General features: G+C 65.7%; 14 protein-coding genes. 8 read left to right on the top strand and 6 right to left on the bottom strand.

All coding sequences use genetic code 11. The features are described from left to right. Positions 1-22: 22 nt before the first annotated feature. The gene (locus tag QZM67_RS35290) at positions 23-703 is read right to left on the bottom strand and encodes an MgtC/SapB family protein (protein WP_043178727.1); all 681 of its coding nucleotides are present in this window, start codon (positions 701-703) and stop codon (positions 23-25) included. A gap of 271 nt (positions 704-974) precedes the next feature. Between QZM67_RS35290 and QZM67_RS35285 the strand changes: the two genes are divergently transcribed. From QZM67_RS35285 to QZM67_RS35270, 4 genes are all read left to right on the top strand, one after another. Next, positions 975-1916, top strand: coding sequence for a choline ABC transporter substrate-binding protein (locus QZM67_RS35285; RefSeq protein WP_235996224.1), 942 nt, complete (start codon positions 975-977; stop codon positions 1914-1916). A 23-nt stretch (positions 1917-1939) separates the two neighbouring features. Continuing rightward, entirely contained in the window at positions 1940-2620 is a 681-nt protein-coding gene (locus QZM67_RS35280) for an HAD family phosphatase (protein ID WP_301810585.1), read from the top strand. Between the two features lie 169 nt (positions 2621-2789). After that, complete coding sequence (locus tag QZM67_RS35275; protein ID WP_226127085.1) at positions 2790-2927, top strand: hypothetical protein; 138 nt, start codon at positions 2790-2792, stop codon at positions 2925-2927. 44 nt (positions 2928-2971) lie between these two features. Continuing rightward, entirely contained in the window at positions 2972-5422 is a 2451-nt protein-coding gene (locus QZM67_RS35270; protein ID WP_301810583.1) for a phosphocholine-specific phospholipase C, read from the top strand. A gap of 101 nt (positions 5423-5523) precedes the next feature. On the opposite strand, the gene QZM67_RS35265 is transcribed toward QZM67_RS35270, so the two are convergent. Together QZM67_RS35265 and QZM67_RS35260 are read right to left on the bottom strand one after the other, a co-directional pair. After that, on the bottom strand, positions 5524-6183 hold the full coding sequence (locus tag QZM67_RS35265; RefSeq protein ID WP_367620461.1) for a M24 family metallopeptidase: 660 nt from the start codon (positions 6181-6183) through the stop codon (positions 5524-5526). Between the two features lie 161 nt (positions 6184-6344). After that, positions 6345-7508 (bottom strand): porin, encoded by a 1164-nt coding sequence (locus QZM67_RS35260; protein ID WP_301810581.1) that lies wholly within the window; start codon positions 7506-7508, stop codon positions 6345-6347. Positions 7509-7655: 147 nt separating this feature from the next. On the opposite strand from QZM67_RS35260, the gene QZM67_RS35255 reads away from it, so the two are divergent. Next, on the top strand, positions 7656-8228 hold the full coding sequence (locus QZM67_RS35255; protein ID WP_301810580.1) for a hypothetical protein: 573 nt from the start codon (positions 7656-7658) through the stop codon (positions 8226-8228). A 43-nt stretch (positions 8229-8271) separates the two neighbouring features. Beyond that, a complete protein-coding gene (locus QZM67_RS35250) occupies positions 8272-8862 on the top strand; it encodes a GNAT family N-acetyltransferase (RefSeq protein WP_301810578.1) in 591 nt (196 codons plus the stop codon). A gap of 51 nt (positions 8863-8913) precedes the next feature. Here the strand turns inward: QZM67_RS35250 and tam are convergent, their stop codons facing one another. Next, positions 8914-9699 carry a trans-aconitate 2-methyltransferase gene (gene tam / locus QZM67_RS35245; RefSeq protein WP_301810576.1) on the bottom strand — a complete coding sequence of 262 codons (786 nt, stop codon included), beginning with the start codon at positions 9697-9699 and terminating at the stop codon, positions 8914-8916. 137 nt (positions 9700-9836) lie between these two features. Between tam and QZM67_RS35240 the strand changes: the two genes are divergently transcribed. Together QZM67_RS35240 and QZM67_RS35235 are read left to right on the top strand one after the other, a co-directional pair. After that, the gene (locus tag QZM67_RS35240; protein ID WP_089457484.1) at positions 9837-10727 is read left to right on the top strand and encodes a LysR family transcriptional regulator; all 891 of its coding nucleotides are present in this window, start codon (positions 9837-9839) and stop codon (positions 10725-10727) included. Positions 10728-10872: 145 nt separating this feature from the next. Next, positions 10873-12156 carry a cystathionine gamma-synthase family protein gene (locus tag QZM67_RS35235; protein ID WP_301810572.1) on the top strand — a complete coding sequence of 428 codons (1284 nt, stop codon included), beginning with the start codon at positions 10873-10875 and terminating at the stop codon, positions 12154-12156. 175 nt (positions 12157-12331) lie between these two features. On the opposite strand, the gene QZM67_RS35230 is transcribed toward QZM67_RS35235, so the two are convergent. Beyond that, on the bottom strand, positions 12332-12766 hold the full coding sequence (locus tag QZM67_RS35230) for a GNAT family N-acetyltransferase (RefSeq protein ID WP_043178741.1): 435 nt from the start codon (positions 12764-12766) through the stop codon (positions 12332-12334). Between the two features lie 156 nt (positions 12767-12922). Further along, on the bottom strand, positions 12923-13292 hold a 370-nt coding region (locus tag QZM67_RS35225; RefSeq protein WP_301810569.1), incomplete at its 5' end, for an ABC transporter permease subunit.

Genomic DNA, 13292 nt, shown 5'->3' with positions numbered 1-13292 from the left:
TCAATGTTATTCGAACGGCGAACTATGCTGCGCTCTCCTCCATCTTTTTGATGCCGACGAGGGTCTGCAGGGATTGACGGACCGCCTGGACCTCGCTGCTCGTCATCTTTGAAAACACCACGTGGATGCGGTCGTCATCGGGCGCGGCGTCGTCTTGTTCGATGATGAACTGGACGATGCGCGCCTGGTCGATGCCGGGCATCGCCTGCAGCGATGTCAGCTTCACGGCGCCCCGGCTCGCGAGGATGCGCACGCCCCAGCGCTGCCGCGCGGCGAAGAAGCGCTTCTCGATCGGCTTCAGGCCGGCCAGGATCGCGAGCACGATCGCCGTCGCGGCGATCGCAGCCACATACATGCCGCCACCCACGGCCAGCCCGACCGCCGCCACGACCCACAGGCTCGCCGCGGTCGTCAGGCCGCGGATGATCTCGCCACGCAGCATGATCGACCCGGCGCCGAGGAAACCGATGCCCGACACGACCTGCGCGGCGACGCGCGACGGGTCCAGCGACACGTTCTTCGCGTTCTGGATATCCGCGAAACCGAACGCCGACACGATCATCACGAGCGCGGCGCCCACGGCCACCAGCATATGCGTGCGCAACCCGGCCGCCCACGACAGGCGCTCGCGCTCGATGCCGACGATGCTGCCGAGCAATGCCGCCAGCAACAGGCGAGAAATGATTTCCAGCTGACTGATCATGCGAGGTCTCCTTGCTTTGCCTGGTCTACCTGATGAGGCACGGCCCGCGTGGGCCGCCGCCCGATTCTTCCTGCCTTCGCCCGCCCGTTGCCAAGCCAGGTAACCGGCGAGTTGTATTTTTGTGTGATCTTGCGAATTTGTGCGTTCTAATATACGGTACGCAAAACTACAAAGCCAGACCCAAGTTCGTTTGTTTCACCCGATCAGCACGATCAATCGTCAGACCATTCAGGCAACACGATCCGGAACACTTGCTTAGGAGACCAACATGATGAAGAAGGCATGGATGCTGGCCGCAACACTGCTGGCAGCGCTGGCGACGGCCCCCGCTCACGCGTCGGAAGGCGACGTCTGCAAAAAGGTGACGCTCGGCGATGTCGGCTGGAGCGACATCGCAGCCACCACCGGCGTCGCGATGATGCTGCTCGACGGGCTCGGTTACGAGGCGACCAAGACGATCGCGTCGCCGCCGATCGTGCTCGCCGGCGTGAAGAAGGCACAGATCGACGCGTTCCTCGGCTACTGGGATCCGAGCATGACGCCGACGGTGAAGCCGTTCGTCGATGCCGGCGCCGTCCACCAGCTGCCGCAACCGAACCTGGTCGGCGCGCGCTATACGCTGGCCGTGCCGCAATACGCATCGGACAAGGGCCTCAGGAGCTTTGCCGATATCGCGAAGTTCCGCGACCAGCTCGACGGCAAGATCTACGGGATCGGTGCCGGCAACAACGGCAACGCGCTGATCCAGCGGATGATCGACAAGAACGAGTTCGGACTCGGCGGCTTCAAGCTGGTCGAATCGAGCGAGGCCGGGATGCTCGTCCAGGTCACGCGCGCGGTGCAGGAGCACCGGATGATCGTGTTCCTCGCGTGGGAGCCGCATCCGATGAACATCAACTACAAGATCGCCTATCTCGACGGCGGCGACGGCGTGTTCGGCCCGAACTACGGCTCGGCGAAGGTCTATACGCTCGTCACGCCCGGCTACCTCGAACGCTGTCCGAACGTCGGCCGGCTGCTGACCAACCTGAAGTTCACGACCGACGAAGAGAACCAGTTGATGGTGCCGATCATGAATCACGCGGATCCGGTCGCGGTCGCGAAGGAATGGGCGAAGAAGAACCCCGGCGTGCTGACGAAGTGGCTCGACGGCGTCACGACCATCGACGGCAAGAACGCGAAGGACGCGATCGAGAAGCTCATCGGCGCATGAACACGCAACACAAGGAACCCCCCATGTACAAGAATCTCGCGCTGTTCGACCTCGACCACACGCTGCTGCCGCTCGACAGCGACCAGGCCTGGAGCCGCTTCATCACGCGAGTGGGCTGGCGGGAAGACGATGCGCATGTGGCGCTGATCGACGAGCACTACGGCCACTATGCGGCCGGCACGCTCGACATGGACGCGTATCTCGCCGTGACGCTCGCGCCGCTCACCCGCTATCCGCGCAAGGTACTCGAACGCTGGCATGTGCGATTCATGGACGAGGTGATTCGTCCGGCGATCACGCCACAGGCGCGCGAGCTGGTCGACCGCCATCGCGAGAACGGCGATCTCTGCTGCATCGTGACGGCGACCAACGTCTTCGTCACGCGGCCGATCGCAGCGGAATTCGGCATAGAGCACCTGCTCGGTATCGAGCTCGATACCGACGACGGCACGCCGGGCGGTGCATTTACCGGGCGCAGTACGGGCGTGCCGAGCTTCCGCGAAGGGAAGATCGTGCGCACCACCGAGTGGCTGGAATCACTCGGCTACGCGCCGTCCGATTTCGAGCGCACCTACTTCTACAGCGATTCGATCAACGACGTGCCGCTACTGGATTACGTCACGCATCCGGTCGCCACCAATCCCGACGCCAAGCTGTTGCAAGTGGCAGGCACGCGCGGGTGGCCTGTCATGAAGTTGTTCTGATTCGGGCGCTATTCTCTGCGGTTCATTTTTCATGTCTGGAGGGGTAATGAAATACGGAGCACGCAGCAACCATCCCGATCATTCAGGAATCCGATTCGAATCAGATAGAAAGCCAATCGTCAACTCGCGCCAGTCGGAAAGCCGCTTTCCGCACTGGCGCGGCGTTTTCATGATCGCGCTCCTGTGCACGCTGGCCGCTTGCGGCGATGGCGACTCGGGCACCGCGGCCAACGTGGCGGCCGCGCGTGCGGCCGCACCGGGCTCGGCGTCCACGCCCGTCCTGCACTGCGCGAGCGCGTGCCACTGACCGACGCCGGCCGCAAGGCCCGTCATCCAAGACAGAGAGCGATCATGCAAAACAAACCCGCAACCCGACGTCAGTTCCTCGCCGATGCGTTGAAACTCGCCGGTGCCACCGCGATCACGGGCATGCTGCCCGACAGCATCGCGCGCGCGCAGGCCATTCCGGCGGCCACCGTCACCGGCACGATCCAGGACGTGAAGCACGTCGTGATCCTGATGCAGGAAAACCGTTCGTTCGACCACTACCTCGGCACGCTGGGCGGCGCGCGCGGCTTCGGCGATCCGCGGCCGGTCGTGATTTCGAGCGGGTATCCGGTGTGGCGCCAGCCCTGGATGCTGTCCTACGTGTTCCCGTTCAACCCGTCCCCGCCCTTCGGCACGGCGAACGGCGACACCTACTACGGCGACCTCCCTCACGACTGGGGCACCACGCACAGCGCCTGGAACAACGGCCGCTACGACAACTGGACCGGCGCGAAGACCAGCGGCACGATGTACTACTTCACGCAGAACGACGTCCCGTTCTACTACGCGCTGGCGAGCGCGTTCACGGTGTGCGACGACTACCACTGCTCGATGCTCGGCCCGACCGACCCGAACCGGCTGTATCTGTGGACCGGCTGCTGCGGCAACGTGCCGGGCTATTCGCCGTACACGGACAACACGATGACCGGCACCGGCTGGACGACCCTGCCGGAACGGCTGAACGCGGCCGGCATCACGTGGAAGTTCTATCAGGACAAGGGCAACGGCCTGGATGCCGGCCATGCGTACGGCAATTCCAACAGCGCCGGCAGCACGCTGTGGTGGAACGGGAACTACGGCGACAACATCGTCCTCAACTTCAAGCAGTACCAGAACCTCGGCGCCAACGATCCGCTGGCGCCCGCGCTCAACGGCACGCAGATCGACCCGAGCGGCGGCGGCAAGGAATACGACGCGAACCTGTTCAGCCAGCTGCAGGCCGACGTCGCGAACGACACGTTGCCGCAAGTGTCGTGGATCGCCGCGCCTTACGCGTACTGCGAGCATCCGTCGTGGGCCGCGAGCGGCGGCGAATGGTACGTGAGCAACGTGCTGAATGCGCTGACCTCGAATCCGAAGGTCTGGGCCAGCACGGTCCTGCTCGTGATGTACGACGAGAACGACGGCCTGTTCGATCACGTGCCGCCCGCCGTCCCGGCCAGCGCCGCGGCCGGCACCGGGCGGTCGACCGTCTCGACGGCCGCGGAATTCGTCGCCAGCAGCGGCAGCGCATCGGACGGCTCGGCGAGCGGCGACGTGCCGATCGGGCTCGGGCCGCGCGTGCCGATGTTCGTGATCTCGCCGTGGTCGAAGGGCGGTAAGGTGAATTCTCAGGTCTTCGATCACACGTCGGTGGTCCGGTTCCTGGAAGCGCGCTTCGGGTTTCAGGAAACCAACATCTCGCCGTGGCGACGCGCGGTGTGCGGCGACCTGACCTCGGCCTTCGATTTCTCGAACGCCGACCAGACGGTGCCCGCGATCCAGCCGCCGGCGAGCAACATGAACCCGAACGGCCCGGCCGTCCTGATCCCCTACCCGACCACCACAGCGGTGCCGGCACAGACCGCCGGCCGCAGCACTGCCTGCCGCCTGCCCTACGAGTTCTTCGTGCAAGGCAAGGTCAACCGCGCCGGCAACGCGCTGGCGCTGACGATGACCAACACCGGCACCGCGGGCGTGCACCTGCAGGCGTGGGTCGACGGCACGAGCACGATCCCCCGGCATTACACGATCGCGGCCGGCGCGACCCAGTGCGCGAACCTGTCGGATTCGCTCGCGCTGAATGGCGGTGGCAGCTACGACTATTCCGTCTACGGGCCGAACGGCTTCCTGCAGACGTTCCGCGGCAGCATCGGTTCGTCCGGCAACACAGGATCGAGCGCCGAAATCAGCCTGTGCTACGACGTCGCGAACGGCAACGTGCAGATCACGCTCGACAACTCCGCAGGGTCCAGCTCGACGACATTCCAGCTCACCGACAACGCCTACGGGATGAACACGAGGCAGTCAGTCATCGTCGCGGCCGGCGCGACGCAAGCCGTCACGTGGTACGGCGACGGCGGCTGGTACGACGCCAGCATCCGCGATGCGAACGATCCGAACTTCCTGCGCCGCGTGGCCGGCTGCGTGCAGACGCAATCCGGCGCGCTGCTCACGGATTCGGCGATCGGCAATACCGGCAAGCAGTTCGTCGCGTCGCTCGCGTCGCAGGGCTCGACGTTCGGCACGCTGCGCTTCGACTACGTCGCGCCGCCGTGGCGCCACAGCCCGAAGAACTGGGTGGGCATCTTTGCGCATGACGCGCAGCCGACCAAGGGCAGCTACAAATCGTGGGCGTACCTGCCGAAGAGCACCGGCTCGCTGCTGTTCTCGTCAACGGCCAACAGTACGCTGGCGTCGGGGCAGTACGATGCGTGGTACCTGTTCGACGATGGCTACACGCCGCTCGCGGGCCCCGTCACGATCAACATCTGACGGCCTGGCCAGACCGTGCCGGCCGCCCGCATGGGGCCGGCACGCACTCCGGCGTGACGTACCACGTTGCGCCCGAACGCTTTTCAGCCGATGCGGATGCGTTATACGAGCAGATCCTCGTAGAACGCGCCGAACGGCCGCGTCGGGTGCGCGATCTGGATTTCGAGGATCCACAGCCCGGCCGCCGGCGCGGCATCGAAGTCACCGAGATTGCCGGCCTTGTAGATCGCGTGCGGAAAGTCGCTGACGCGATGCCCCTTGATGTCGACGTTAAGCCGGAAGCCGTGCGCGTCGGCGCGTTGCGCGGCGAATTCGTACAGCGCGATACCCGCGCAGCCGGTGGTGCGCCAGTGATGTTCGACTTCGTCGTAGATCGCGCGCGCCGCACGCGCACACGCATGCATGTCGGGATCGTCGCCGCACACGAACGTCGCACCCGCGTCGCCCTCATGCTTCGCCCACACCGCGCCCAGGTCGATGAAGAAGATGTCGTCCGCGGCGAGGACGGGGTCCGCCACCGAGCGCTCCTTGAACGTGCGCAGCGTGTTTTCCCCGAAGCGGACGAGCACCGGATGCCAGATCCGGTCCATCCCGAGATCCTTCAGCACGCTCAGCCCCAGCGCGTTCGCCTCCGATTCCCGCATGCCGGGCCGGATGCCCGCGGCGATCGCGTCGACGGCCTGCCATGTCATGGTTCTTGCGTGCTGCATCGCGTCGAGCGAAAAGGCTTCGCCGACGGCTTCGCGGTGCATCGAATTCAAGATGGTGCTCCCGTACGGGTGAAAGGGGGTGGGTTCCGTCGTTCGTCGTTTCGATATGCACAGGAGAATATAGCGATTCGCGAACCGGTGCCGAGTCGCGCTTCTCCACACGCCACAGCAAAACGGGCGCCCCGATGGAGCGCCCGCTCGCGCGCGGTCGATTAGAACTTGTGACGCAGGCCGATCCGCGTGACGAACTGCGTGTTCGCGCCCGCGTTGCCGATGAACGACCCCGACGAGCCGATCTCGGCCTGGACCGGCACCGCGCGGCCGTTGATCGTGTTGCTGCCCGACGCCTTCTGATAGGCCGCGCTCACGTAGACGTCCGTACGCTTCGACAGCGCATAGTCGACCGCGGCGTTGACCTGGTGCCATTTGCCGTCAAAGCGGCCGTCGAGCTTCGAGAACGTATAGCCGAGACCGCCGCTCAAGGCCGGCGTGAACGCATAGCGGCCACCGATTTCGTAGTTGTTCAGCTTCGACGATTCGCCCGACAGCGGCACGAACTTCGTATGCGTCCAGTTCGCCCACACGAGCGCCGCCGCGATCGCATAGCGCGCGCCGACGCCGACCGTCTCGAGATCGCGCAATCCTTGCGTGTTGATGTTCGCGATGCTCACGCCGAACGCGGGCGTCGCGCCGTTCGGGAAGCGGATGTTCGTGTACGCGGCGCCGATGCCGAACGGCCCTTGCGCATAGTTCGCACCGAAGCTGTACGCGCTCGACGAACCCTGCGCGCCGTTCGCACCGGTCGTGGTCGGCGTGCCCGCGAACTGCGTCGAGTTCGAGAAGCCGTACATCGCGCCGAACGTGAGACCCGCAAAGTTCGCACTCTGGAACTTCACCGCGTTGTTGATGCGGCTCGACGTCAGCTGGTCGAGGTCGTTGATGTGATACGCGTAGTTGCCGGCCGGCGTCTGGCTGCCCATCGAATAGTTCGCGCCGATGTAGTCGGTCGAGAACGAGTACTGACGGCCGAACGTCAGCGAACCGATTCCGTTCTTCGACAGGCCGACGAACGCCTGCCGGCCGAACAGCGCGCCACCCTGGCCGATCGAGCCATCGCCGCTGCTGAAGCCGTTTTCCAGCACGAACAACGCCTTCAGCCCGCCGCCGAGATCCTCGGTGCCGCGGATGCCCCAGCGGCTGCCCGATGCGACGCCGTCGCCGTACTTGACGAGCTTGCCGTGCCCGCCCGACGTCGCGACCTTGTTCGAATACGTGATACCCGCATCGATCAGCCCGTAGAGCGTGACGCTGCTTTGCGCGTGGACGGCGGTGCCGAACATCCCGAGTGCGGCCGCGGCCACGATGGTCTTTTTCACGTTCACTTCCTTTTGTTGTTGACGCACGTTGTTGACGCGCGCGCCTGCGTCGCAGCGCGACGCGCGGCGTGTTGACGAAGAACCGACTGACGAACAAGCGCAAGCCACGGGATCGCCGCACACACCTACCCCTCATGCGCGTGCACGATGCGTCGTTTCGATGCCAGTGTGGGCTTGCGGAAGCGGCATGCCGCAGGGCAGCCGCTCGTATTGCAGCGTCGGGAAGCGTGCGCACCGGTTGCGCATGCCGCGACGACGCATTGCTCCGGCGATGCCGGTCAGAATCTCTTCCGGCTTTCGTGGAGCGGGTGGACGACGTGGCGCCAGACGACGCCACGACCTTCGATATGTTTTGCGGAATATATCGAGTTGTCACGCAACGGTAAACATTTATTCGGGTTCCTGTCGTCTTTCATCCACATGCGATCGACGGCCATGCGGATCGGAAGCAAGACGCGCGGCAGCGGGCACCGCCCCGATGCCGGCCGCCGTGCCTACGCCGAAATCCCGCATAATCAGTCGGTTGAACGAGCGCCGCAGCCGGCGCGCGAACCCCGCACACGTTTGCGTCGCCGTTCGGTTCATGGCTGGCCCGCGTTCCGCGGTCACGGACGCAGCCAGTCTGTACCGGTCTCGCGCACGGCGAATTGTGCGGGCGCAAAAAATCGACACAAGAACAAACGCGATGCGGCGCCCATCACGACGCCGGCGATCGCGTGACGGACGACACCACGCCATCCCGAAGAAGACAGGACACCGACACATGGACCGAGCCGAACACATCAGCATCGAACAGACGAGCGGGCTGCCCGCCGACGAACTGGACCGATGCGACTTCTCGTTCGACATCGCCTGGGAATTGAACGCGCCGTATCAGGACTTGCTCGATCTCCGCGCGCTGCCGGCGCGCCGCAAGAATTACGGCTTCGATCCGGCCGGCTGGGCGGACGAGGCGTCCGACAAAACGGCGCTCTTTCGCGCGACGGCCGGCGGTCGGCTCGCCGGGTTCGTGGCGATCGGCCAGAGCTGGAACGGGATGGCCGAGATCGCAGAGCTGGCCGTCGACCGCCACTGCCGGCGGCAAGGCATCGGGCTGTTGCTGCTGGCGGCCGCCGAATCCTGGGCGCGCGGACACGGGTTCGGCTTCATGCGGCTGGAAACGCAGTCGAACAATGTCGCCGCGTGCAGCACGTATGCGCGCTCGGGCTTCGTGCTGGGCGGACATGATCGCCTGCTGTACGCGGACGACGAGAACGACGGTGAAGTGGCGCTGTTCTGGTACAAGGACCTGCGCGACGGGCAGACCGCGCGGATCCGCACGGTCGACCCGGAATCGATGCGGCCGGCGCGCTGACGCACCGCCGCCCGCGCTTCAAGGCCGGGTCATGGCTGAGTCATGGCTGAGTCATGGCCGCGTCGCGACGATGAACAGACGCGGGAACGGCAACAGCACGGTGCCGTCGGCGAGCGCCGGATAGCCGCCCGGCCCCGCGATCGCCTCGCGATACCGCGCGAGAAACGCCGCGCGCTCGCCGTCGTCGAGCGCTGCGAGGAACGGCCGCAGCGCGCTGCCCTTGAACCATTCGACGACCGCGTCGGCACCACCGCGCAGTGGGTGGTAATAGGTCGTGCGCCACACGTCCACCCGCGAGCACAGCGGCGACAGCAGCGCGTGGTAATAACGCGCGTCGAACCGCTCAGTGCGCGCCGCGCCTTTCAGCTTGTCCGCCCACGGCCCGGCCGCGGCAACCTCGCGCATCAGCCGGTGCGCGGGTTCGTCGAGGTTGTCGGGCATCTGCACCGCAAGGTGGCCGCCCGGCGCGAGCCGGCCGACGAGCGCCGGAAACAGCGTGTCGTGCGCAGGCACCCATTGCAGCACCGCATTCGCGAGAATCAGGTCGTAGCCGCCCGGATCGTCCCAGGTGGAGATATCCACGACATCGAAACGCAAGTCCGGCAGGCGCTTGCGCGCGGCGTCGATCATGTCCGCCGAGGCATCGATCCCGTGAACCGTGGCGTGCGGCGCACGCGCGATCAGCGCCTCCGTCGAATTGCCGGGCCCACAGCCGATGTCGATCGCGGTATGGATCGGCGTGTCCGGCACGGCGGCCAACAGATCGCGGATCGGCCGCGTGCGTTCGTCCTCGAATTGCACATACTGGGCGGCGTATCGATCGAGTGGGGTCGTCATGTCGTTTCTCCTGGTCGGCGTGGACGGCCTTGCCTTCTACACGGATGGGACGCCGCTAGCCGTCGAACCATCGCATTCTGCGATCGCAACGGAGTTCAGTAAAATGAATTTAATATCGTGATTGATTCATATATCTGATGAAAATCGATACGCTCGGTGTTCAGGCCTTCGTCGCGATCGCCGACGGCGGCAGCTTCCGGCAGGCAGCCGACACGCTGCACGTCACGCAGACGGCCATCACGCAGCGGCTGCGCAAGCTCGAAACTTTTCTCGGCGTCGCGCTCGTCGAGCGCACCACGCGCCGCACCACACTCACCGAAATCGGCCGCCGCTTCCTGCCGCAAGCACGCCGGCTGCTGAACGAGCTGTCCGACGCGCTCACCGAAATTCGCGAAACCGGCCTGAGCCAGCGCGGCGACGTCACGATCGCGTGCGTGCCGACGGTCGGCGTGCAATACCTGCCGCGCATCCTGCGCGCGTTCTCCGCGCACCGGCCACACGATCGCGTGAAGATCCTCGATCACGCGTCGGCGTCGGTGCTGCAGGCCGTGCTGCATCGCGAGGCCGAGTTCGGCATCGGCATTGCCGGCGACCAGCATCCCGAACTGGTCAACGTGCCGCTGACGAGCGATCCCTATGTGCTGGTGTGCCGCGACGATCATCCGCTCGCGAAGCGGCGGCGCATTCGCTGGGCGGCGTTACAACCGCATCCGCTGATCTTCGCCGGCGAAGTGAGCGGCAATCGCGGGCTGCTCGACGGCGCGCTGAAGACGAGCGGCGTGTCGCTGCATTCGTTCTACGAGGTGCAGCGCAGCTCGACGGCGCTCGGGCTCGTCGCGGAGGGGCTCGGTGCGGCCGTGGTGCCGAAACTCGCGATCCAGAAGAACGCGTATCCGATGATCCGCACGATCGAGCTCGTCGAGCCGGCGGTATCGCGCACGCTCGTGCTCGTCACGCGCAAGAGTGCGCAACTGTCGCCGGCCGCCCGTGCCCTGTACGACATGATCGTCGAACAGGCGACACCCTGACGATAGTGTCAGGGGTGCGTCACGAAGCAGCGCCTTCGGAGTAGTATCGCCACACACGGTCGCGACGCCCGGTGCCTACCCGGCACCGCACGCATCATGCCACCGCTGCAACGGCCGTTCCTCACTACCCTGCACGGAGCACTCCATGGCCTATCGCAACTATCACAAGCGCAAGATTGCAGGCCGGGAACTCCACCCCGAAACCCAGATGATGTCGTACGGCTATGATCCGTTCCTGTCGGAAGGATCGGTGAAGCCGCCCGTGTTCCTCACGTCGACCTTCGCGTTCCGCACGGCCGAGGACGGCGCCGAATTCTTCGACGTCGTGGCCGGGCGCAAGCCTTCGCCCGAAGGCGAAGGCGCGGGCCTCGTCTACAGCCGTTTCAATCACCCGAACCTGGAAATCGTCGAGGATCGCCTCGCCCTGCTCGACGATTCCGAAGCGGCCGTCGTGACGTCGAGCGGCATGTCGGCCATCGCCGCGATCCTGCTGACGTTCCTGCGGCCGGGCGACTGCGTCGTCCAGTCCGTGCCGCTGTATGGCGGCACCGAAACACTGATCTCGAAGTTCCTGCCCGAGTGGGGCATTCGCTCCGAAGTGATCGCCGACGGGCTGTCCACCCACGCGATCCGCGATGCGCTCGAAGCGGCCGCGCAAAAGGGCAACGTGCGGATGTGCTACATCGAGACGCCCGCCAACCCGACCAACGCGCTGTTCGACCTCGAAGGGTTGCGCAACGAGATCGATGCGTTCGAAGCACGCCACGGCTGTCGCCCGCTGTCGGTCTGCGACAACACGCTGCTCGGGCCGCTGTACCAGAAGCCGTCGCGGCAAGGCATCGACCTGAGCGTGTACTCGCTGACGAAATACATCGGCGGGCATAGCGACCTCGTCGCCGGCGGCGTCACGGGCACTCGCGAGTTGATCACGAAGATCCGCTCGATCCGCAGCACGCTCGGCTCGCAGCTCGACCCGCATTCGTCGTGGATGATCACCCGCTCGATGGAAACGCTCGTGCTGCGCATGCAGCAAGCCGCACGCAGCGGCAGCGCCGTCGCCCGCTGGCTCGCCGGCAATCCGCATCGCCCGGTACGCGTGCTGCACCCCGAGCTCATCGACGATCCGGCCTACCAGGCCGTCTACCAGCGCCAGTGCAGCGGGCCCGGCTCGACCTTCGCGTTCATCCTCGACGGCGGCCGCGAGCAGGCGTTCAGGTTCATCAACCACCTGACGCTCTTCAAGTCGGCCGTCAGCCTCGGCGGCACGGAGTCGCTGATCTGCCATCCGGCGTCAACGACGCATTCGGGCGTACCGGCCCAGGCGCGTGCGGCGGCGGGCGTGTCGGAAGGATTGATTCGTGTGTCAGTCGGGCTCGAACATCCGGACGACCTGATCGCCGACCTGTCGTACGCGCTCGAGCATTGCTGACGCGCGTGGCATGCGCCCCGCGGCGGTTCGCACGAAAGCAGTTCAGCCCGCGCGAGGGCGGGCATTCAGTGACGCCGCCCTCTCGTGGGGCCGGCGCCTGGATGCCGACGCCCGAACGCCGTCGTTCGCGCTGCGTCGGCGTGCGTGCCGCGCGGCGCGAACGGGCTGAAACGATTCAAAGCACCTTCACCATGAACACGCGCGACGTGCCTTCCGGCTCGCACGGCACTTCGCCGAACGCTTCGTAGCCCTGCTTCCGGTAGAAATCCGGCGCCTGGAACGAGATCGTGTAGAGCACCGCACGCGCGCATCCGCGTCGTTTCGCTTCCGCTTCGGCCTCGCGCAGCAGCCGGCTGCCGAAGCCGCCGCCGCGCAACGATTCGGGCAGGTAAAAGAGATCGATGAAGAAGAGGCCGAGCGACGTGCGCCCCGTGAGGCCACCCACGATCTCGCCGGTCGCGGAATCGGTGACGTACACGTCGAGCGCGGCCGCGTCGGCGCGCCCCGTCATCGCATGATTGAATTCGCCGAGCTTGCGGCTGATGAGATCGTGTGCGGCCGGCTGCTCGGTGTCGGTCAGTTGAAGCGTAACGTCGGGAACGGTTGTCATCGGGAGAACGCACGTCGTTGAATTGTCCGACATGATGCCAGCAAAGCGCGCGGCACACGACCGACCGGTTACCCCGCCCTGCAAGCGAGCGCCCCACGCAAACGGCGGGCCCGTCACGCGCCCGCCGTCGCTTTCGTCACGCCATTACGCCCGACATCACGCCACCGCAAACGCCGCCTTCATGTCCGCCATGCGGCGCCGTTCACGCGCGATCATCATCCGGTTCACGACGATCACGCCGATCGTCACGGCCGTGATGAACAGCGTCGCCAGTGCGTTCATCTCCGGGTTCAACCCCAGCCGCACGCGCGAGAACACCACCAGCGGCAGCGTCGTCGAGCCCGGCCCGGACAGGAACGCCGACAGCACCAGATCGTCGATCGACAGCGTGAACGACAGCAGCCACCCCGACAGCAGCGCCTGCGAGATCAGCGGCAGCGTCACCACGAAGAACACCTTCAGCGGCGTTGCGCCGAGATCCAGCGCCGCCTCTTCGAGCGACTTGTTCATCTCCTTCACGCGCGAC

It is taken from the genome of Burkholderia sp. AU45251 (genome assembly GCF_030482905.1).
Classification (GTDB): Bacteria; Pseudomonadota; Gammaproteobacteria; order Burkholderiales; family Burkholderiaceae; genus Burkholderia; species Burkholderia aenigmatica.
Note: the sequence above shows the minus strand (reverse complement) of the source record. Positions and strands in the feature narration are given on the sequence as shown.